The organism is Acidovorax sp. GW821-FHT10E03 (assembly GCF_059415205.1).
Map to the genome: position 1 here is coordinate 1 of NZ_JBWKMU010000002.1, position 19,326 is coordinate 19,326.

A 19,326-nucleotide genomic window follows, 5' to 3' on the forward strand; every position below is an offset into this window, starting at 1 on the left:
ACCCCATCATCACCCGAACCTCCAGCGCCCCGCATCTCTGCAGCACCGCCTCAGTAGCGAAGCCCTCGACTATAGCACCAATTTCAGAGAGGCAGAAGAAAGTCCGTGAAATTTCAGAATTCGCAGCCCTCTCTACACACGCCACTTCTCAAGCAACTTGTCGGGGCTCAGGCTGTCATAGCCTTCAAAGGGTTGATGAATCCAGGGGTTTGTCGGCAGAAACTCCACAGAGTAGTCCGCAGAGAACGTAGACAGACCCTTCGTCCAGATCACCGCACTGCGCAGTTCGGTGATCGGAGCATAGTTGGTCTTCAACATATTGATCACGGCATGCAGAGTGTGGCCGGAGTCCGCAAGATCATCGACCAGCAGCACCTTACCAGCGATCTCACCCTTGGGAGTTGTGATGAAGCGAGCGATATCCAGATGCCCCTGCACGGTGCCGGCTTCGGCACGGTAGGAGCTGGTGGACATGATGGCCAGGGGCTTGTCGAAGATACGACTCAGGATATCGCCGGGACGCAACCCGCCCCGTGCAAGACACAGGATCGTGTCGAACATCCATCCCGACTGATGCACCTTGAGGGCCAGCTTCTCGATGAGGCTGTGATACTCGTCATAACTGACATAGAGGTGTTTGCCGTCTTCGGTCAACATGAAATGGCTCCTGGATGTATAGCTGTAGAGGCGAGGGTCAAAGGCAATCAGCCAGCGACATAGGGATGGCGCATCATGATGGTGTGATCCCGATCCGGACTAGTAGAAATCATGTCGATCGGCACACCTGTCACCTGTTCGATGCGCTCCAGGTAGCGCCGGGCACTTTCCGGGAGCTTGGCATAGTCGGTCACACCAACGGTGGAGTCACTCCACCCTGGCAATGTCTCGTAGATAGGGGTGCAGCGGGCGATGTCTTCAGCCCCCATGGGCAACAGATCAATGCGTTCGCCATCGAGCTCATATCCCGTGCAAAGCAACAGTTCTTCGAGGCCATCCAGAACGTCCAGCTTGGTGATGCACAAGCCAGAGAGGCCATTGACCTGCGCACTGCGCTTGAGCAATGCGGCATCAAACCAGCCGCAGCGGCGGCTGCGTCCAGTAGTCACGCCCTTTTCAGCACCCACCGTGCTCATGTGGTAACCCGGCGTACCTGGCACTTCCCAGTCCAGCTCGGTGGGAAATGGTCCCCCGCCTACGCGGGTGCAATACGCTTTGGTGATGCCAAGGATGTAATGCAGCATGCCAGGCCCCACGCCGGATCCCGCCGCTGCGTTGCCGGCCACGCAGTTGCTGGAGGTGACATAGGGATAGGTGCCATGGTCCACATCCAGCAACGTACCTTGTGCACCTTCGAACAGGAGATTGGCGCCTTCGCGGTGGGCATCGTTCAATTCACGTGACACATCGGCCATCATGGGCTTGAGCAATTCGGCATGGCGCATCGCCTCTGCATAGACCACGTCAAACTGAACCTTGCCATCCTGGATGTACGGCTTGAGCGCATCACCAAACACGAACGAGCCGGAGCGGAGGTACGTCGTGAGGGTATGGTTGTGCAGGTCCAGCAACTCACGCAGCTTGGCTGCAAACCGCTCTGGGTATTTCAGGTCCTGCACCCGCAGTGCGCGGCGGGCAATCTTGTCTTCGTACGCGGGACCAATACCCCGGCCTGTTGTTCCAATCTTCTCCGTACCGCCCTGCTCGCGCGCGGCTTCACGCGCCACGTCAATGGCAGCATGGAAAGGAAGGATCAAGGGACAGGCCTCGCTGATGCGCAGGCGTGACCGCACTTCAACACCCGCCTTCTCAAGGCCTTCGATTTCCTCGAACAGTTTGGCTGCCGACAGCACGACGCCGTTGCCGATGTAGCACTTCACCCCGGGTCGCATGATGCCGCTGGGAATCAAGTGCAACGCAGTCTTGACCCCATTGATCACCAGCGTATGGCCAGCGTTGTGCCCGCCTTGAAAACGGACCACGCCTTGGGCACTCTCTGTCAGCCAATCAACCAGTTTGCCCTTGCCTTCGTCACCCCACTGGGTCCCGACCACCACTACATTGCGACCTTTGGTTGCTTTCATCTCAAACCCAATTCAATTTTCAATTGCTCAAACAGCCTGCACGACCCACCGGCCCGCAACCTGCACCAGTTCCCGGTCGCAGTGGAACTCGTCCACTTCGCTCTCATGCCCCGGCAGAACGCAGACCACCGTCTCACCCGCCTTGCGGAGTTTGGCGATGGCCGCATTGACCTCATCGGACTCCTCCCATGGGGCCCGGATCGCCGCCTTCAACGCACGCGGCGACACTACGCCGACCACTTGCTTGAGATCCAAGCTGAACCCTGCCGCGGGGCGGTTTCTGCCGAACACGGCCCCCACTTCGTCATAGCGCCCGCCTCGGACCAACGCATCGCTTGCACCCGGTGCATAGATAGCGAAACGTGCACCGCTGTAATACGCATAGCCACGCAAATCGGCCAGATCAAACGTCACGGTAGCCCCCTCCAACCGGGTAGCAAGCCATTTCAAATTTGATAGCAGCAGGGGAATGTCGGGAAAGTGCTTGAGCGCTTTTTCAGCCTCATCCAACACAGCCTGATCTCCATACAGCTGCAGCAGCGCCAGCAAACCTTTGCGAGACTTCTCGGGGAAAGCGCGGGTCAAAGACACCAATTCGCCAGCGTCCTTGGCAGCCAGCGCGGCATGGATGGCACTCAACACCTGGGCATTCAGCGGCACGCCAGCCAGCAGGCTGCGCACAATCCGCACGTCCCCCAGGTCTATCGTCGTGCCACGAACGTCCGCAACCCGCAGGCACTCCCGGGCCAACTGCAAAGCCTCGAGGTCCGCCTCCAGCCCGGCATGCCCGTATATCTCCGCGCCGAACTGCAGGGGCTCGCGTGTGGCATGGGGACGGTCAGGCCGGGTGTGCAGTACGGGGCCGCAATAGCACAGCCGAGCAACCCCCTTGCGATTGAGCAGGTGCGCATCGATGCGGGCCACTTGGGGGGTGGTGTCCGCCCGCAGCCCCATGGAACGCCCGGAGAGCTGATCCACCAGCTTGAAGGTCTGGAGGTCGAGCGCCTCGCCAGTACCTGTCAGCAAGGATTCGAGATGCTCCAGCAAAGGAGGCATCACCAGCTCATAGCCATAACAACGGGCTGTATCAAGCAGCCCGCGACGCAATTCTTCGATGTGCCGCGCTTCGGACGGCAAGACATCGGCAATGTGATCCGGAAGGACCCAAGCAGACATGGAGAAAAGGGGAGGCTGTTAAAACCGTGATTCTACCGGGAGGAGAGCGAAGGCCCGAGAGACTCCACCGCCAGGACTCCAAGCCCAGGTCAGAACCACAGCATGGCAACACCGGCAACGATGGCCAGCAATGCGAAAAAACGTATCTGGCCATCCTGCAGCAGTGCAATCTGGGAGACCGCACGCCGCCAGCCCTGTGGCGATAGGAAGGGCAATAGCCCTTCAATCACCAGCACGAGGGCCAGAGCCGTCCAAAGACTGTCAAAAGTCACTGCGGCAAGCTACCAACAACCAGGGCGGGGGAACTCACTTGCGTGCCGCGGCAGCAGGCGCCGTGGCCGAGGTTCCGCCTCGGAAAGTCTTGAAGAATTCCGAAGACGAGGGATCGAGGACCATCACGTCGGTCTTCTTGTTGAAGCTGGACTTGTATGCCTCCAAGCTGCGGTAGAACTGGGCAAACTGTGGGTCCCGGCCAAAAGCCTCGGCGTAGATGCGCGCTGCTTCAGCATCGCCTTCACCCTTGATCTTCTGGGCATCGCGATAGGCATTGGCAATCGCTATCTCACGCTGACGATCTGCATCCGCCCGAATTTTTTCGCCCTCAGCCGCCCCTGTGGAGCGCAGTTCATTGGCGACACGCTTACGCTCAGCCTCCATGCGCCGGTAGACCGATTCCGTGATGGCTTCCACGTAGTCGACGCGGGTGATGCGCACATCCACCACGTCCACACCCCAGGGCTTGGCCCCGCGAACGGTCTCGAGCACTTCGCGCTTGACATCTGCCATCAGCGCCTCGCGTTTGAGAGACAGCAGTTCCTTGACAGTGCGCTTGTTGATTTCCTCCTGAAAGGCATTGCGCACCACCCGATTGAGCTGCATGGCCCCGGCGCTTTCGTCCAACCCCACATTGCGGATGTACTCCGTGGGTTCGGAGATGCGCCAGCGCACATACCAGTCGATGACCACACGCTGTTTTTCAGCCGTCAGCATGGGTTCTGTATCGCTGCTGTCCAGCGTCAGAAGACGCTTGTCGATATACGACACGTTCTGGAAAGGCGGCGGCAGCTTGAAATTCAAGCCCGGCTCGGTAATCACTTCCTTGATCTGCCCCAGCGCGTAGAGCACGCCAAACTGGCGCTGGTCCACCACGAAAAGCATGGAGCTCATGAGGGCCAGCACCACCAGGAGGGTAGATGCAATAAATCCGACTCTGTTCACGAGCAGCTCCTAGCGAGATTCACGATCGCGTGTGCGACTGCTGTCACGCGCTCGGGGGTCATTCGAAAAAGTGGACGAAGGCACGGCAGGCACCACCGCTGGGGCGGGCGCAGCGGCAGCCGGAGCATCCAGAGGCCCTGCTCCGCTCGCCACGCCTTGCATGATCTTGTCCAGGGGCAGATACAGCAGATTGGAGCCCTGGCGCGACTCGACCAGCACTTTGGTCACATTGCCGTAAATCTGCTGCATGGCCTCCAGGTACATGCGGTCACGGGTCACCTGAGGCGACTTCTGGTATTCCGCCAGAATGGAAGAGAAGCGTTGCGCATCGCCTTGCGCCTGCGCAACAATCCGCGCCTTGTAAGCTGCCGCCTCCTCATTCAAGCGCGACGCAGAGCCCACTGCACGCGGGATGACATCATTGGCGTATGCCTGCGCTTCGTTCTTGGCCCGCTCGCGCTCCTGCCCTGCTTTCAGCACATCGTCAAACGACGCCTGCACCTGTTCAGGTGGACGCACACCCCCCTGCTGCAGGTTGATTCCAACAACTTCGACACCGACCTTGTAGCGGTCAAGAATGGTTTGCATGAGCGCACGGACCCGCGGTGCAATCTGGTCACGCTCTTCGGCCAGGGCCGTATCCATGCGCATCTTTCCTACCACTTCGCGAACCGCCGTTTCGGCGGCCTGTACCACTGCATCCGACGGATTCTTGCTTTCAAACAGCCAGGCGCGTGCATCACTCAAGCGGTACTGCACGGCAAACTTGATCTCGACGATGTTCTCGTCTTCGGTGAGCATGGCCGACTCGCGCAGGCCGGTGCTCTTGATGACGCTGTCCCGGCCCACGTCGGCGGAGCGAATCTGGGTCACGAAAACAAGCTCGTGGCGCTCGATGGGGTATGGCAATCGCCAGTTGAAACCCGCGCCCACCGTACTCTTGTATTTGCCAAACTGAGTGATCACGGCCTGCTGGCCTTCCTGGACGATGAAGAACCCTGTCCCCATCCAGATGACAAACACAATCCCGGCGATCAGCCCCACACCAACGCCTGCGCTCTTCATGTCGGGTTGGAACCCGCCGCCCGAACCGCCACCGTTGCCCGGCCCGCGCCCGCCACCGTTCTTGGATCCGAACAATCCGCCCAGCTTCCGGTTCAGGTCGCGCCACAGTTCGTCGAGATCCGGCGGCTGCCCATTGCCCGGGCGCTGGTCACCCCCCCGGTTTCCCGAAGGCGGGGGAGCGGGGCGGTCCTCTGGGCGTGCGCCATCATCGGACTTGTTGTCTTCGCCGCGTCCCCACCGGGGATCGTTCAGGTTGAACATGCCCCGAATACGTGCTGGCAGCGAAGTCCAGCGTAGGGTGCGATTTTGGAAATTCATGCGCAAAGTCTCTGGTTCTCTGGATGGCATCGGTAATGCTGGCATTGTGCCCAATCAGGGCTCGGACCCTGGCAATTCAATGGCGGCACCAGGGGTCATGCCTTCTTGAGCCGCAATCACCACCCTGGATGCAAGCGCCTGGCGAAGCGTGTCCAGCCCTTCGCCGGAGCGCGCGCTCACGAACAGGCGCTGGAACAATTGCCCATCCACATCGTACTGATCCTCCAGAAGCGGGGGACGTTGCTCCGCCTGCAGCGCATCCAGCTTGTTGAACACCAATATCTGAGGAATATCCGCAGCCCCGATCTCATGCAGCACCTTCTGGACCTGCGCCATCTGCTCCGGAAAGCCCGGATTGGAGGCATCCACCACATGAAGCAGCAGATCCGCATCAATGGCCTCCTGCAACGTCGCCTGGAATGCATCCACCAGGCCATGGGGCAGGTCGCGAATGAATCCCACCGTATCGGAGAGGGACACCGATCGTCCTGCATCGCCCAGATACAGTTGGCGCGTTGTCGTGTCCAGCGTGGCAAACAGTTGGTCTGCGGCATAGGCACGGGCCTTCACCAACGCATTGAACAAGGTGGACTTGCCCGCATTGGTGTAGCCGACCAATGAAATATTGAAGGTGTCGCGCCGCTCCCGTTGCCGCCTCTGGGTGGACCGCTGCCGCTTGACCTTGACAAGACGCTCGCGGGTGCGCTTGACGGCGTCGCCAATCATCCGGCGGTCGAGTTCAATCTGCTTCTCGCCAGGGCCACCACGTGCGCCAATCCCACCCGTCTGACGCTCCAGGTGAGACCATCGACGCACGAGGCGGGTGCTGATGTACTGCAGTCGCGCAAGCTCCACCTGAAGCTTGCCCTCATGGCTGCGGGCGCGCTGGGCAAAAATCTCCAGAATCAGCAGCGTGCGGTCGTTGACGGGAAGCTCAAGGTGACGCTCCAGGTTACGTTGCTGGGCCGGGCTGAGCGATTGATCGAACAGCACCTCTACCGCACCGTGCATCTGTGCCGCAGTGCGAATTTCGTCTGCCTTGCCACTTCCGACAAACAAGGCCGCGTCCGGGGCCTTGCGTTTGCATGTCAGGCGGCCAACCGGGTTCATGCCCGCCGTCTGTGCGAGCAAGCCCAATTCCTCGAGATCGCCATCAAAATGGGGAAAACCAAAGTCCACCCCCACCAGCAGCACCGGGGTGCCGTCCACGCGCGAAGATGTCATCGCATGCAAATCAGATGGCCTTCTCGCACCATCCGTGCAAGAAGCGAAGACCGGTTCAGAAACAACAACTCAAGCGTTGCTGCTATCTGCATCAGGGGTGTCGGCGGTGGAAAAATTGACGGCGCGACCTGGCACGATGGTGGAAATAGCGTGCTTGTAAACCATCTGGGTCACTGTATTGCGCAGCAACACCACATACTGGTCGAATGACTCGATCTGCCCCTGCAGCTTGATTCCATTCACCAGATAGATGGAAACAGGAACATGCTCCCGACGCAGCGCGTTGAGGAAGGGATCTTGCAAAAGCTGGCCTTTATTGCTCACGATATTCTCCGTGTTCAAAATGTTGTTGTAAACCAGCACCTTACCACAGCCCGAAGGGCAAATCGGGCTGGTAGTGCATGGCCCTTCAGGGCTCCAGCCTTTGGATCAGGCCTCGTCCTTGTCGGCAAAAGGATTATGGGAGGTTTTCATTTCTATCCGCAGCGGCGTGCCCACCAGATCAAACTCTTTGCGGAAGCGTCCTTCCAGGAAGCGCTTGTAGGCATCGGTGACATGTTCGAGCGAATTGCCATGGATCACGATCACCGGCGGGTTCATGCCCCCCTGGTGTGCATACCGCATCTTGGGGCGGAACATGCCTGCCCGCTTGGGACTTTGGAACTGCACAGCCTCCAGGAGCAGGCGTGTAAGCACCGGCGTGGACATTTTGCAGGTTGCCGCCTTGTGCGCCTGGGCGATCGACGTCCACAGCGGCCCCAGCCCCTGCCGCTTCTTGGCGGAAATGAAATGCATCGAGGCAAACTTCAGAAAGGCGAGCCGGGTCTCGATGGACCGCTCCAGCAACTGGCGCTGGTAGTCGTCCACGGCATCCCACTTGTTGACAGCCACGACCACGGCCCTGCCGCTTTCAAGGATGTAGCCTGCGATGTGCGCATCCTGATCCGTGACCCCCTGGGTCGCGTCCAGCAGCAGCAGAACCACGTTGGCCGATTCAATGGCCTGGAGAGTCTTCACGACCGAGAATTTCTCGATCGCCTCAAACACCTTGCCCTTGCGGCGCAACCCCGCCGTATCGACCAGCTCGAAGCGTTGGCCATTGCGCTCGAATGGCACGGTGATGGCATCCCGGGTCGTGCCCGGCATGTCAAACGCGACAAGGCGCTCCTCGCCAAGCCAGGTGTTGATCAGCGTCGATTTACCGACATTGGGCCGCCCTGCGACGGCAAGCTTGATGACGCTCTTGTCGGAGCCGGCCTCGGAGTCGTCCGGCTCAGGAAGCTGCAGGGGTTCCAGGGCGATATCAACCAGACTGCGGATACCCTGCCCATGCGCCGCGGACACGGGATACACCTCGCCCAGCCCCAGCTCATAAAACTCTGCCAGCTGCACACCTTCCAGCATGCCCTCCGCCTTGTTGGCGACCAGCACACAGGGTTTGCCAAGGCGGCGCAGGTAGTTTGCAATGTCATGGTCCTGCGCAGAAACGCCGGCACGTGCATCGACCACGAAGATGACCACATCGGCCTCGGCAACGGCCTGCTGCGTCTGCTTGGCCATCTCCTTGTAGATGCCACTCGATGCATCAGGCTCGAAGCCCCCCGTATCGATGACGATGTACTCGTGCTTGCCTTGCTTGCCATTGCCGTAATGCCGGTCCCGCGTCAGCCCGGCGAAATCCGCCACGATGGCGTCGCGAGACTTGGTCAGACGGTTGAAAAGCGTGGACTTGCCGACATTCGGACGCCCGACGAGGGCGATAACTGGCTTCATTGAATAAGATCCATCAATCAGGACGGAATCCGTAGACGCCACCGTTTCGCGTGACCACCACCAGCGTATCGGCAGCGACAGCGGGCGCCGCAGCTATGCCGGATGCATCGGTGGCAATGCGGTTAAGCGGAGAACCGTCCGCACGGGAAAGCAGATGAACGAGGCCTGCATCGTCCCCGACCACCACCGAGCGTCCCAGCAGCAAAGGCGCTGTCAGTTTGCGGTGCTTGAGCCTGTCCGTCGCCCACAGGCGTGAGCCGTCGCTGCGGCGCCACGCAATCACCGTGCCATTGCTCTCGGCCCCGAACAGCGCTTCGCCATCGCCGTGCACTCCATCGGCTCCACTGGCCGGCTGCGTCCAGGCCACCGCGCCTCTGGCCGTATTGACGCAACCCACAGCCGACTGGAAGGCCCGTGCACAGACGGAGTCCCCTACCCGGCTGGTACGGCCGACCAGTTCCACCAGGCGTTCGACATCATTGGTACCGCGCGAACTGGCCAGCGGCGCCTCCCAGCGAACGCTGCCGTTGTCCGGGTTCAAGCCCACAAGGCGGCCGGCAAAACCCGCCACCAAGGTATCTCCCACAGCCAGGAGCACGCCGGCTTGCCGCAAGACCAAGGGGTCTCCAGGGCGTTGCTGGCTCCAGAGCTTGCGCCCCGTCACAGCATCGTAGGCCGCCAGCGACCGATCCGTCGACAGCACAAAGACACGCCCGCCAGCGACCAGGGGGGGCGTGAATACCTGCGCAGCCAGGGATTGCCGCCACCGCTCACGGCCGGCATCCAGAACAATCAACGTGTTGCTGCGGGACACGACAGCCGCAGACTTTCCATCGCTTCCCACACCCGCGGACAAGGGCTCGGCCAATGCGGTGCGCCATACGTCTCCCCCGGTGCGCGCATCGATCGCAGCCACCACGCCGTCAGCGGATGCCACGGTCACCACATTGCCTGCGGAGTGGACCTCCAGCGGAAATCCTCCGACATTGCCGATGCGCGCTGTCCATGCCTGCCGCACACCCAGGACAGCGACATTGGCCCCCAGATCGGCAGGTACGGGTTTGGAGCTGCTGCCACTCCACAGCGAACACCCGGCCAACGTGGCGACCAGCACCGCGGACGAAACGCCACGCAGCAGCATCCGCCCGCCCGGCGTGTTGTTTGCACGATTGAACGCCATGGTTATTTCACCCCTTCCACAGGAGCAGCCACAGCCACCGCGATACCCTGCGGCGAGACCCCCAGGGCACCAAGCTTGATTTCCACGAGGCGCCGATACTCCACACTCTCCTCGAAGGCCTTGTATGCCTTCGCATACTCCGCGATCGCCTCTGTGCGCTTGCCCTGCAGGGCATAGATATCACCCTTGCGATCTGCGAACACCGCTTCAAACTCAAGGGGAGTGCTGCCAGACACCTGCTTGAGCGCCTCATCGTAGTTTTTCTGGTCCATCAGCACGCTGGCCAAGCGCAACCTGGCCAGCGCCTTGAGGCCATCATCCCCTGACTGGGCGGCCACCCAGGCCAGCGCTTCTTTCGCGCCATCGGCATTGCCGGCATCCACCATCGTCTTGGCGAGCGCGAGGCCGGCCTGGCTGGCCTGCGTAGTGCCCGAATACTTGGCCTTGAGGTCGGCAAACGCCTGCGCCATGCGCGCTTGATCCCCCGTCCGGGCAGCCACATCCACGGCATCAAAGAGCGCCGCGGCCTGGCTCGCCTGGCGGTTTTGCCAATACTGGTATCCGTTCCACGCAACCAGGGAGCCCGCCACCAGAATCAGTACCGAACTGATGAGCGTGCCCCAGGTGTTCCAGAAATGCTTGAGCTGGTCAAGCTGTTCTTGTTCTTCGAGATCTAGGTGATTTGCCATGGAATATGTTCTGTTTAGCGGTTGAATTGTAGGTGGGACACCCATTCGACCAGGGAGTCCAGCGGTTGTTCGGCCTGCGCTCCGACACCATCGCGCAAGGACTTGACAACAACCATCCCTCGGGAGAGCTCATCGTCGCCAAAGACCAGTGCATGCAGCGCGCCGCTCGCATCTGCCTTCTTGAACTGGGACTTCATGCTGCCCATTCCTTCACCGCCTGCGGGCGCAGCATGCATCTGCACACTGACGCCGAGCTGCCGCAGGCGCTCGATGGCCGCCACCGCCACCGGCAACGCCGCCGCCGAGGGAATCACCGCATACACATCGGGAGCCAGCGCCGGCAATGCGCTGGCCTGCTCCTTGAGGAGTTCGAGCACACGCTCAACCCCCAGCGCCCAGCCCACCGCTGGCGCAGCCTTGCCGCCAATCTGACCGATCAGGTAGTCGTAACGGCCGCCGCCACAGATCGTGCCCTGCGAGCCCAATTGGTCAGTGACGAACTCGAACACCGTCAGGTTGTAGTAGTCCATGCCCCTGACAAGGCGCGGATTGACGGTCCATGCGACGCCATTGGCACTCAGGATGGACTTCACTGCGTCGAAATGCGCGAGCGACTCCGGCCCCAGGAAATCGATCAACCGAGGTGCGGCCTCCACGATGGCCTGCATGGCGGGGTTCTTGGTATCCAGAATGCGCAGGGGGTTGCTGTGCAAGCGCCGGCGTGCTTCTTCGTCCAGCACATCGGCATGCTGCTCGAGGTACGAGATCAGCGCAGCACGATGGGCCTTGCGTTCATGGGGCTCGCCCAGGCTGTTGAGCTCCAACCGCACATTCTGAAGCCCCAGTTCACGCCACAGCGCCTGGGCCAGCAAAATCAGTTCCGCGTCGACTTCGGCGCCCGGAAAACCCAGCGCCTCGGCGCCAATCTGATGGAACTGGCGATACCGCCCGCGCTGCGGACGCTCGTGGCGGAACATGGGCCCCATGTAGTACAGGCGCTTGCCCCCGTCGTACAGCATGGAATGCTCGGCCACGGCGCGCACGACGCCTGCCGTCGCCTCGGGGCGCAGGGTCAGGTGCTCGCCATTGAGACGGTCCTCGAACGAGTACATCTCTTTTTCAACAATATCGGTCACCTCGCCGAGCCCCCGCACAAAAAGCGGCGTGGGCTCGACGATCGGCGTACGGATATTGCGGTAGGCATAGCGCGCCATCAGGCCCCGGACCTTGGCCTCCAGCCACTCCCAGCGGGCAGATTCGGGAGGCAGGATGTCATTCATGCCTTTCACGGCCACCAGCTTTTCCGGCTTGGGCGAGGTGGCGCTTTTTTCGTTACTCACAGCTGTTCTTTTCTTATCCAATTATTTTGAGAGAGCTTCCTTGCGGCCCCACTGCGGGGGCTGAGCAAGGGCTGTCGGCGCGGATGCAGCGGGTCAGGCGGCGGGAACCGCGGCACCGAAACGCTTTTCAATGTACTGCTCGACGATCTGATGGAACTCATTGGCAATGTTCTCGCCGCGCAGAGTCAGGGCCTTTTCGCCATCAATGAACACAGGGGCCGCAGGCGCCTCACCCGTACCGGGCAGGCTGATGCCGATGTCTGCGTGCTTGCTTTCGCCAGGACCGTTGACGATGCACCCCATCACGGCGACGCGCAGATTCTCGACGCCGGGATAACGAACCCGCCATACGGGCATCTGGGCACGCAGAAAATCGTCGATCTGCTTGGCCAGGTCCTGAAAGGTCGTGCTTGTGGTGCGGCCACAGCCCGGGCATGCCGTGACGCTGGGGACAAACATACGCAGACCCAACGCCTGCAATATCTCGGAGGCGACCACCACCTCCTGCGTGCGCGCCTCCCCGGGCTGGGGCGTCAGGGACACGCGAATGGTATCGCCGATGCCTTCTTGCAGCAGAACTGACAGCGCGGCTGCCGACGCCACCGTGCCCTTGGTTCCCATGCCCGCTTCCGTCAGCCCCAGATGCAGCGCATAGTCGCAGCGGCGTGCGAGCTCACGATAGACGGAAATCAGATCCTGCACGCCACTGACCTTGCACGACAGGATGATCTGATTGCCATCCAGCCCCATCTGCTCGGCCCGGCGAGCGGACTCGATGGCCGACGTGATGAGCGCCTCATACATGACCTGGCGCGCCTCCCAGGGCGAGGACCGGCGGCTGTTGGCGTCCATCAGGTTCACCAGCAGATCCTGATCGAGACTGCCCCAATTCACCCCGATGCGCACCGCCTTGTTCCACCGCATGGCGGCATCGATCATCTGGCCAAACTGCCGGTCCCTCTTGTCACCCTTGCCGACATTGCCCGGATTGATGCGGTACTTGGACAGCGCCTGTGCGCAATCGGGAAAATCCGTGAGCAGCCGGTGCCCGTTGTAGTGAAAGTCCCCCACGAGCGGCACACTTTCCCCCATCCGGTCCAGTTGTTCCCGGATATAGGGCACCGCCGCCGCGGCCTCGGGGGTATTCACGGTAATCCGCACGAACTCCGAACCCGCCTGCGCCAGCTCCTTGACCTGTATGGCCGTGCCGATGGCGTCCACCGTATCGGTATTTGTCATGGATTGCACGCGCACGGGCGCATCGCCGCCCACCGTCACGACACGGGATCCCCACACGATCCTGGCTTGGCGTGAGCGCCGAGGCAAAGGGGATGCAATCGCAATGGGCCCCATATCACCAGATACCTGTTCCACTATTTCACCTCGAAGCGAGCAACGTTTTCACGCGACACAGTCGTCAGGTCGAAAGGCTTTCCGCGCACGAAGACCTCCGTCACGTCCGCGCGTCCGATGACAACCGCCAAAGGCATCGACCCGGCGACCGACACCGACTCGCCCGCGACCAGATTGCGCTGCAGCGCTACCGCGCCTGCGGAGTCCCGCACCTGCACCCAGGATTCACTGCGCGCGCGCAGCACCAGCGCACCTGCGGGGGGGGCGGCTGCGCTGGCGGCCGCCACCGGGGCCGATGCAACACCATTGGCAGCCGCGGGCGCGGCTGCATCGGGGCGCCCCGCCGCAACTGGCGCGGGGCTCTCCGGCTTGCGCTCGGCAACGCCGGTCGCGGCACTCGATACTTCTGTGGGTGCGGGGCTGGCCTGAGGTTCCGCGATGACCGAAGGAGCGGCCGTCACCGGGGCAGGTGCCTGCACTGCGCCTGTCGTGCTCGTCGCCCCGTCCTGCTGGCGGGGAAAGAAAACAAGGACGAGAGCTCCCACCAGCAGCGCCAGCACCACCAACGTGACGGACCGCGAAGTGGATCCCGAAAAGGACCCCGAGGACGAAGACGACTTGCCAGAACCGCCCTTCACGGGTGCATTGAGACCGGCGCTGTCCGTGGCCAGACGCGGACTCTTGCTTTGCGGCAACAGCGACAGGACGGGCGCAGGATCGAGCTTGAGTGTCCTGCAGATGCTGGATGCCAGCGCCCGCACAAACACCGTATCAGGCAGCGCCTCGTAGTTGTCGGCCTCCAGCGCCTCCAGCTTGCTGACCGGCACCTTCAGCGCCACGGCCAAGGCGGCAATGTGCATGCCGGATGCCTGCCGCGCTTCCCTGAGCAATCCACCCGCTGTCATTCCACCACTCTCCAGAACCTCACTCATTGAAAGCCCCACGCTCGTATGCCCCCAGTTCCCGCGAATCCGGGAAACGCTTGCGCAACTGTTCCGCCAGCTGCTTCATGGCCACGGAGTCACCCAGGCCACGCTCCACCTTGATTCCGAGCCACAGCGATTCGGAGTTGGCAAACTGGCTGTTGTTCAGCCGCCGGATATAGAACTGGGCGCGGGTCAGCTCGTTGCGCCGCAACAAAAGCGCAGCCAGGTGGTAACCCACCACGGGGTTGGCGGCATCCAGTTCATAGGCCTTGAGCAGTGACTGCTCGGCTTCGGCGAACTGACCGGCCCCCGACTGGCAAAGCCCGCGTGCCATGAGTGTCTTGCTGCGCGCGGTGTAGGAAGGATTGGCCAGCGCCCGCCCGAATTGCTGGTCCGCTTCTGCGTACTTCTGCTGCTGGCAGAGCAACCAGCCGTAGTTGTGCAACAGGTTGGGATCGTTCCCCCTGAGCGCCAGCGCCCTGCGAAAACTGTCGTCCGCCTGCGCAAAATCGTTCAGCCGCATGTAGATGAGGCCGCGCAGGTTGAAGGCGTCGGAATACGTGGGATCGGCCGCCAGCGCCTGCTTAACCTCATCAAGCGCCACGGCCGTCTGGCCGTTCTCGAAATAGTTGGATGCAAGCTCCAGGCGGATGCGGGCACGGCGCCGCGTTTCAGGCTCATCGGACGGAGTGACCAATCCCGCATTGGTATCCACGGTGGACATGCTGTTGTTGGTCGCACACCCCTGCAGTACGGACATGCATGCGAGCACGCCACATGCCGTGAGTGTCCAGCGGCCAAGTTGCTGCCAGCTTCCAACCAATCCCACCATGTAGAGCCTCCTTGAAGTATGCCGATTGCTTGCTGATCAAGTCACCGGTTTGAGCACGATTGTCCGCTGCTTTGCCATGCGCTCGGCGGCCCGTGTGCGATCCTTGACATCTCCCGCGAGCTGGCCACAGGCCGCGTCGATATCATCTCCCCGGGTCTTGCGCACCGTTGTGACAATACCTGCATCGCTCAGGACCTTCGCAAATGCAACCACCTGATTTTGCGCAGATCGCAACAGCCCCGATGCGGGAAATGGATTGAAGGGAATGAGATTGAATTTGCAGCGCACCCCTGCGCCGCGGGCGGGCTTGACCAGTTCGATCAGCTGCTGCGCATGCTCCAGCTGGTCATTGACGCCATCAAGCATGCAGTATTCAAAAGTGATGAAATCACGCGGTGCGTGCGCCAGATAGCGGTTGCAGGCCTCCAGCAGCTCTTCGATCGGATACTTGCGATTGAGCGGTACCAGATTGTCCCGCAGCGGATCGTTGGGCGCATGCAAAGACACGGCCAGGGCCACCGGGCAATCCTGCGAGAGGCGGTCCATCATGGGGACCACGCCCGACGTGGATACCGTCACCCGCCGCCGCGACAGACCATACCCATGGTCATCGAGCATGACGCGCAAGGCGGGTACGAGCGCCGAGTAGTTCTGCAGTGGCTCGCCCATCCCCATCATCACGACGTTCGAGATCACCCGATCTTCGGACTTGAGGCGTTTGCGCAAGGAATGCTCTGCAAACCACAACTGCGCGACGATCTCGCCCGTGGTCAGATTCCTGCTGAAACCCTGATGCCCCGTGGAGCAAAAGCGGCACCCCACGGCACAGCCGGCCTGGGAGGAAATACACAGCGTTCCGCGGTCATCCTCAGGAATGAAGACGGCTTCCACCGCATTGCCATCCCCCACGTCGAACAGCCACTTCACCGTGCCGTCCGAGGAAACATGCTCTGAGATGACTGGCAAGGCCTCGACGCGGGCGCAACCCCTGAGCTTGTCGCGCAGGGCCTTGGCCAGATCGCTCATGGCGTCAAACTCACTGGCGCCGCGCTGGTGGATCCAGCGAAACAGCTGGGTGGCGCGAAACCGCTTTTCGCCCAGTTGCTGGCAGAAAGCAGCCAGGCCGTCGAGGTCAAATTCCAGCAGGTTGGTGGTGGTCATCGCGCCCTCCCAGTGACGGGCCGAGCGCGGTCGTCCCCATGGCGCAGGTGTCCCACGATTGCGGGAACAGGCATGGGGAGCACCATATCAGCGCGAGTAGATGTTCAGGCCGGGGAAGAAGAAGGCCACTTCTGCCTGGGCGGTTTCAGCTGCGTCGGAACCATGCACTGCATTGGCATCGATGCTGTCAGCGAAGTCGGCGCGGATGGTGCCGGCTTCTGCCTTCTTGGGGTCCGTGGCGCCCATGAGTTCGCGGTTCTTCAGAATCGCGTTTTCACCTTCCAGGGCCTGGATCATCACGGGGCCGGAGATCATGAAGTCCACCAGGTCCTTGAAGAAAGGACGCTCCTTGTGCACGGCGTAGAACTGCTCGGCTTCCAGGCGCGACAGGTGGGCCATGCGTGCAGCCACGACCTTGAGGCCGGCAGCTTCAAAGCGTGCATAGATCTGACCGATGACATTCTTGGCCACTGCGTCGGGCTTGATGATGGAGAGGGTGCGTTCGATTGCCATGTTGATTTCCTGAATGGATGATGTTGCTGTAATTCGTTTGCCCACTGGACAAAGCCCTCGATTCTAACCGGGCAGACCGGCGCAGCGTGCGCTCAGCGCCCACCGCCCCCGCGGCGAGGGCCGCCTCCGCCGGGGCGCCGCTTGTCCTGGCGGTGCCGCGAGAGGCTGTCCATGCCGATATAGCCCACCGAGGTCTTCATCGGATCCGGCTGTGCCGCCCCGCGCTGGCGGTCACCGCCGCCGGCATTGTTGCCGCGGGCCTGACCTTGTTGTCCATTGTCACGGCGGGGTTTCTGGCCACGGGGGCCGCCCGGCGCCCCCTGCGACATGTCGCGGCGCGGGCCGTCGCCCACGCGGGGCCCGTTGCGCCCCCGGTTGCGCTTGTTGCCGCCGCGCCCGCCCGCACCAGGCCCCTCTTCCAACCGGCCTTCGGCCGGAGCCTCCGGCCGTCCGGCACCGGCGGCCTGGACCAGGGCGCGGATGTCACTCTCATCGAGTTCCAGCCAGGCGCCGCGCTTGAGCCCGCGCGGCAGCACCATGGCGCCGTACCGGATACGGATCAGCCGGCTGACCGCATGTCCCACAGACTCCAGCATCCGGCGCACCTCGCGGTTGCGCCCTTCGGAAATGGTGACCCGGTACCAGCAGTTGGAGCCTTCGCCGCCGCCATCCTCGATCGACCCAAAGGATGCCATGCCATCGTCCAGGCGCACGCCATCCAGCAGCTTCTGCTTTTCTTCGTTGCTCAAGGCGCCCAGCACCCGCACGGCGTACTCGCGCTCCAAGCCAAAACGCGGGTGCATGAGCTTGTTGGCAAGTTCGCCGGAACTGGTGAACAGCAGCAGGCCTTCGGTGTTCAGATCCAGGCGCCCGACAGACTGCCACTTGCCCTGCATGAGCCGGGGCAGCTTGCGAAAGACGGTGGGCCGGTTCTGGGGGTCGTCATGGGTCACCACTTCGCCCACCGGCTTGTGGTACGCGATCACGCGCGCGGGCGGCGGGTCGATCCGGTAGCGGATGGGCTTGCCGTTGACCTTGACCTGGTCTCCGAACTGGATGCGCTGTCCGATATGGGCAGGCTCGTTGTTCACGGAGATGCGCCCTTCCAGGATGAGCTGCTCCATCTCCAGCCGCGACCCCAGCCCCGCCTGGGCCAGCACCTTGTGAAGCTTGGGCGTTTCCACCTGGGGCAGCAATACGCGCTTGGCGGGAACGGCGTCGGCCGACGCATCATCCTCATCGAAGCGGCCCGACACCACATCCTCGAACTGATAGCCATCCACCGCCGGCGCCGCCTTGCGCCTGTCGCGCCCGGCACCTTCGGGGCGTTGGGGCGGCCTGCCGCCGGGCTGGCCCTGGTTCCTGCGGCCGCCCTGCCCTGGCTGGCCCACAGACTCAGAGCCTTCCGCATGCGCCGCCGCAGCCTCGGCCTCGGGCCCTGCAACCACCTGCGACGAGGAGAGCGCCTCGGGCGGCAACTCCGCAGCTGTCACGGGCTCCACCTCAGAAACGGCCTCGGGGGCCGCCGAAGCGATGGCGTCGCCAGCAGCACTTTGCTCCTCGGCAACCACAGCCACCGGCACCGCCTTCTTGCGCGGGGCGCGCTTGGCAGCAGGTTTCTTCGGCGCCGCAGCCGCCTGCGCAGGCGCAGCCTCCGGCAGATCAGCCGGCATTTCGGGGGTCGAATCGTTCATCAAATATTTCCCTGGATACCACCCGGGGTATCGGCATCGTCGTCGCGGAGATCCGTCTCCGCATTCTGAAAAAAGTCTTCCACGGGCAGCACCGCATCCGGCGCCGCGCCCGGTTCTGGCGGCTGTTGGCCTGGGCCGGGCTCCGATGGCGCAGCGACCAGCTCCGCTGCCGGTTCGGGCTCCGGCTCTATCACCCCTTGGGCGGCAGCGGCCATGGCCTCCAGGACATTGGCATTGCCGGTGGGGTCATCCAGCACCGGCAACTGGTCCAGCGACTGCAGCCCCATGTCATCCAGAAACTGCCGCGTGGTCGCAAACAGCGCCGGACGCCCCACCGTTTCCCGGTGGCCGATGACCTCGACCCAGCCCCTGTCTTCCAGCTGCTTGACGATCAGGCTGTTGACCGTCACCCCCCGGATGTCCTCGATATCACCCCGCGTCACCGGCTGGCGATACGCAATGATCGCCAAGGTTTCCATGGTGGCCCTCGAATAGCGCGGCGGCTTTTCGGGGTGCAGCCGGTCGAGGTACTCGCGCATCTCGGGCCGGCTCTGGAAACGCCAGCCCGTGGCCACCTGAACCAGCTCCACGCCACGCTGCGTCCATTCCAGCTGCAGCTCCTGCAGCAATACCTTGAGCGTGTCCGACCCCAGCGCGTCATGGAACAGCACCCGCAGCTCGCGCAAAGGCACAGGCTGCTGCGCGCAGATCAACGCAGTTTCGAGGACCCTTTTGGCATCCACCGTGTTCATGGTTCAGCGATTCCTGGAAAAGTGCCACGCG

The 19,326-nt window shown here is 62.3% G+C and carries 19 protein-coding genes; all 19 read right to left on the reverse strand.

Features of this window, described 5'->3' with window-relative positions; all coding sequences use genetic code 11:
- Nucleotides 1–132: 132 nt before the first annotated feature.
- Nucleotides 133–657 carry a phosphoribosyltransferase gene (locus tag AC07OD_RS03245; RefSeq protein WP_218295346.1) on the reverse strand — a complete coding sequence of 175 codons (525 nt, stop codon included), beginning with the start codon at nt 655–657 and terminating at the stop codon, nt 133–135.
- 47 nt (nt 658–704) lie between these two features.
- Nucleotides 705–2,081, reverse strand: a complete 1,377-nt coding sequence (locus AC07OD_RS03250) for an adenylosuccinate synthase (RefSeq protein ID WP_218295347.1) — start codon at nt 2,079–2,081, stop codon at nt 705–707.
- Between the two features lie 27 nt (nt 2,082–2,108).
- Nucleotides 2,109–3,257: an ATP phosphoribosyltransferase regulatory subunit gene (locus tag AC07OD_RS03255; RefSeq protein WP_218295348.1), complete on the reverse strand. Its 1,149-nt coding sequence runs from the start codon at nt 3,255–3,257 to the stop codon at nt 2,109–2,111.
- 89 nt (nt 3,258–3,346) lie between these two features.
- Nucleotides 3,347–3,529 carry a DUF2065 domain-containing protein gene (locus AC07OD_RS03260; RefSeq protein ID WP_492253525.1) on the reverse strand — a complete coding sequence of 61 codons (183 nt, stop codon included), beginning with the start codon at nt 3,527–3,529 and terminating at the stop codon, nt 3,347–3,349.
- A 34-nt stretch (nt 3,530–3,563) separates the two neighbouring features.
- Nucleotides 3,564–4,475, reverse strand: coding sequence for a protease modulator HflC (hflC, locus tag AC07OD_RS03265; protein ID WP_218295350.1), 912 nt, complete (start codon nt 4,473–4,475; stop codon nt 3,564–3,566).
- Between the two features lie 9 nt (nt 4,476–4,484).
- Nucleotides 4,485–5,858 carry an FtsH protease activity modulator HflK gene (gene hflK / locus AC07OD_RS03270; protein ID WP_369642852.1) on the reverse strand — a complete coding sequence of 458 codons (1,374 nt, stop codon included), beginning with the start codon at nt 5,856–5,858 and terminating at the stop codon, nt 4,485–4,487.
- Nucleotides 5,859–5,912: 54 nt separating this feature from the next.
- Complete coding sequence (hflX, locus tag AC07OD_RS03275; protein WP_494595141.1) at nt 5,913–7,082, reverse strand: GTPase HflX; 1,170 nt, start codon at nt 7,080–7,082, stop codon at nt 5,913–5,915.
- Nucleotides 7,083–7,151: 69 nt separating this feature from the next.
- A complete protein-coding gene (hfq, locus tag AC07OD_RS03280; RefSeq protein ID WP_218295353.1) occupies nt 7,152–7,406 on the reverse strand; it encodes an RNA chaperone Hfq in 255 nt (84 codons plus the stop codon).
- A 105-nt stretch (nt 7,407–7,511) separates the two neighbouring features.
- Nucleotides 7,512–8,855: a ribosome biogenesis GTPase Der gene (gene der, locus AC07OD_RS03285; RefSeq protein ID WP_492807135.1), complete on the reverse strand. Its 1,344-nt coding sequence runs from the start codon at nt 8,853–8,855 to the stop codon at nt 7,512–7,514.
- Nucleotides 8,856–8,868: 13 nt separating this feature from the next.
- Complete coding sequence (gene bamB, locus AC07OD_RS03290) at nt 8,869–9,996, reverse strand: outer membrane protein assembly factor BamB (RefSeq protein WP_218295794.1); 1,128 nt, start codon at nt 9,994–9,996, stop codon at nt 8,869–8,871.
- A 41-nt stretch (nt 9,997–10,037) separates the two neighbouring features.
- Nucleotides 10,038–10,724, reverse strand: a complete 687-nt coding sequence (locus AC07OD_RS03295; RefSeq protein WP_218295355.1) for a YfgM family protein — start codon at nt 10,722–10,724, stop codon at nt 10,038–10,040.
- Between the two features lie 14 nt (nt 10,725–10,738).
- A complete protein-coding gene (gene hisS / locus AC07OD_RS03300; protein ID WP_494595583.1) occupies nt 10,739–12,004 on the reverse strand; it encodes a histidine--tRNA ligase in 1,266 nt (421 codons plus the stop codon).
- A 153-nt stretch (nt 12,005–12,157) separates the two neighbouring features.
- The gene (gene ispG / locus AC07OD_RS03305; RefSeq protein WP_494595585.1) at nt 12,158–13,417 is read right to left on the reverse strand and encodes a flavodoxin-dependent (E)-4-hydroxy-3-methylbut-2-enyl-diphosphate synthase; all 1,260 of its coding nucleotides are present in this window, start codon (nt 13,415–13,417) and stop codon (nt 12,158–12,160) included.
- Between the two features lie 20 nt (nt 13,418–13,437).
- Nucleotides 13,438–14,349, reverse strand: coding sequence for a helix-turn-helix domain-containing protein (locus AC07OD_RS03310; protein WP_494595144.1), 912 nt, complete (start codon nt 14,347–14,349; stop codon nt 13,438–13,440).
- Entirely contained in the window at nt 14,342–15,175 is an 834-nt protein-coding gene (pilW, locus tag AC07OD_RS03315) for a type IV pilus biogenesis/stability protein PilW (protein WP_218295357.1), read from the reverse strand. Before pilW ends, AC07OD_RS03310 begins: the two co-directional genes overlap by 8 nt.
- A 36-nt stretch (nt 15,176–15,211) precedes the next feature.
- Nucleotides 15,212–16,336: a dual-specificity RNA methyltransferase RlmN gene (gene rlmN / locus AC07OD_RS03320; RefSeq protein WP_494595145.1), complete on the reverse strand. Its 1,125-nt coding sequence runs from the start codon at nt 16,334–16,336 to the stop codon at nt 15,212–15,214.
- A gap of 87 nt (nt 16,337–16,423) precedes the next feature.
- Nucleotides 16,424–16,849, reverse strand: a complete 426-nt coding sequence (gene ndk / locus AC07OD_RS03325; protein WP_008905954.1) for a nucleoside-diphosphate kinase — start codon at nt 16,847–16,849, stop codon at nt 16,424–16,426.
- 92 nt (nt 16,850–16,941) lie between these two features.
- Nucleotides 16,942–18,543 carry a pseudouridine synthase gene (locus AC07OD_RS03330; RefSeq protein WP_494595147.1) on the reverse strand — a complete coding sequence of 534 codons (1,602 nt, stop codon included), beginning with the start codon at nt 18,541–18,543 and terminating at the stop codon, nt 16,942–16,944.
- Nucleotides 18,543–19,295, reverse strand: coding sequence for an SMC-Scp complex subunit ScpB (gene scpB, locus AC07OD_RS03335; protein WP_494595149.1), 753 nt, complete (start codon nt 19,293–19,295; stop codon nt 18,543–18,545). Before scpB ends, AC07OD_RS03330 begins: the two co-directional genes overlap by 1 nt.
- Nucleotides 19,296–19,326: the final 31 nt, after the last annotated feature.

What these genes read in the sequence shown, in the direction of transcription:
- AC07OD_RS03245 (WP_218295346.1), bottom strand. Translation starts at nt 657, where the DNA reads ATGTTGACCGAAGACGGCAAACACCTCTATGTCAGTTATGACGAGTAT.
- AC07OD_RS03250 (WP_218295347.1), bottom strand. Translation starts at nt 2,081, where the DNA reads ATGAAAGCAACCAAAGGTCGCAATGTAGTGGTGGTCGGGACCCAGTGG.
- AC07OD_RS03255 (WP_218295348.1), bottom strand. Translation starts at nt 3,257, where the DNA reads ATGTCTGCTTGGGTCCTTCCGGATCACATTGCCGATGTCTTGCCGTCC.
- hflK (WP_369642852.1), bottom strand. Translation starts at nt 5,858, where the DNA reads ATGAATTTCCAAAATCGCACCCTACGCTGGACTTCGCTGCCAGCACGT.
- hflX (WP_494595141.1), bottom strand. Translation starts at nt 7,082, where the DNA reads ATGACATCTTCGCGCGTGGACGGCACCCCGGTGCTGCTGGTGGGGGTG.
- der (WP_492807135.1), bottom strand. Translation starts at nt 8,855, where the DNA reads ATGAAGCCAGTTATCGCCCTCGTCGGGCGTCCGAATGTCGGCAAGTCC.
- bamB (WP_218295794.1), bottom strand. Translation starts at nt 9,996, where the DNA reads ATGCTGCTGCGTGGCGTTTCGTCCGCGGTGCTGGTCGCCACGTTGGCC.
- AC07OD_RS03295 (WP_218295355.1), bottom strand. Translation starts at nt 10,724, where the DNA reads ATGGCAAATCACCTAGATCTCGAAGAACAAGAACAGCTTGACCAGCTC.
- hisS (WP_494595583.1), bottom strand. Translation starts at nt 12,004, where the DNA reads ATGAATGACATCCTGCCTCCCGAATCTGCCCGCTGGGAGTGGCTGGAG.
- ispG (WP_494595585.1), bottom strand. Translation starts at nt 13,417, where the DNA reads ATGGGGCCCATTGCGATTGCATCCCCTTTGCCTCGGCGCTCACGCCAA.
- AC07OD_RS03310 (WP_494595144.1), bottom strand. Translation starts at nt 14,349, where the DNA reads ATGAGTGAGGTTCTGGAGAGTGGTGGAATGACAGCGGGTGGATTGCTC.
- pilW (WP_218295357.1), bottom strand. Translation starts at nt 15,175, where the DNA reads ATGGTGGGATTGGTTGGAAGCTGGCAGCAACTTGGCCGCTGGACACTC.
- rlmN (WP_494595145.1), bottom strand. Translation starts at nt 16,336, where the DNA reads ATGACCACCACCAACCTGCTGGAATTTGACCTCGACGGCCTGGCTGCT.
- ndk (WP_008905954.1), bottom strand. Translation starts at nt 16,849, where the DNA reads ATGGCAATCGAACGCACCCTCTCCATCATCAAGCCCGACGCAGTGGCC.
- AC07OD_RS03330 (WP_494595147.1), bottom strand. Translation starts at nt 18,543, where the DNA reads ATGAACGATTCGACCCCCGAAATGCCGGCTGATCTGCCGGAGGCTGCG.
- scpB (WP_494595149.1), bottom strand. Translation starts at nt 19,295, where the DNA reads ATGAACACGGTGGATGCCAAAAGGGTCCTCGAAACTGCGTTGATCTGC.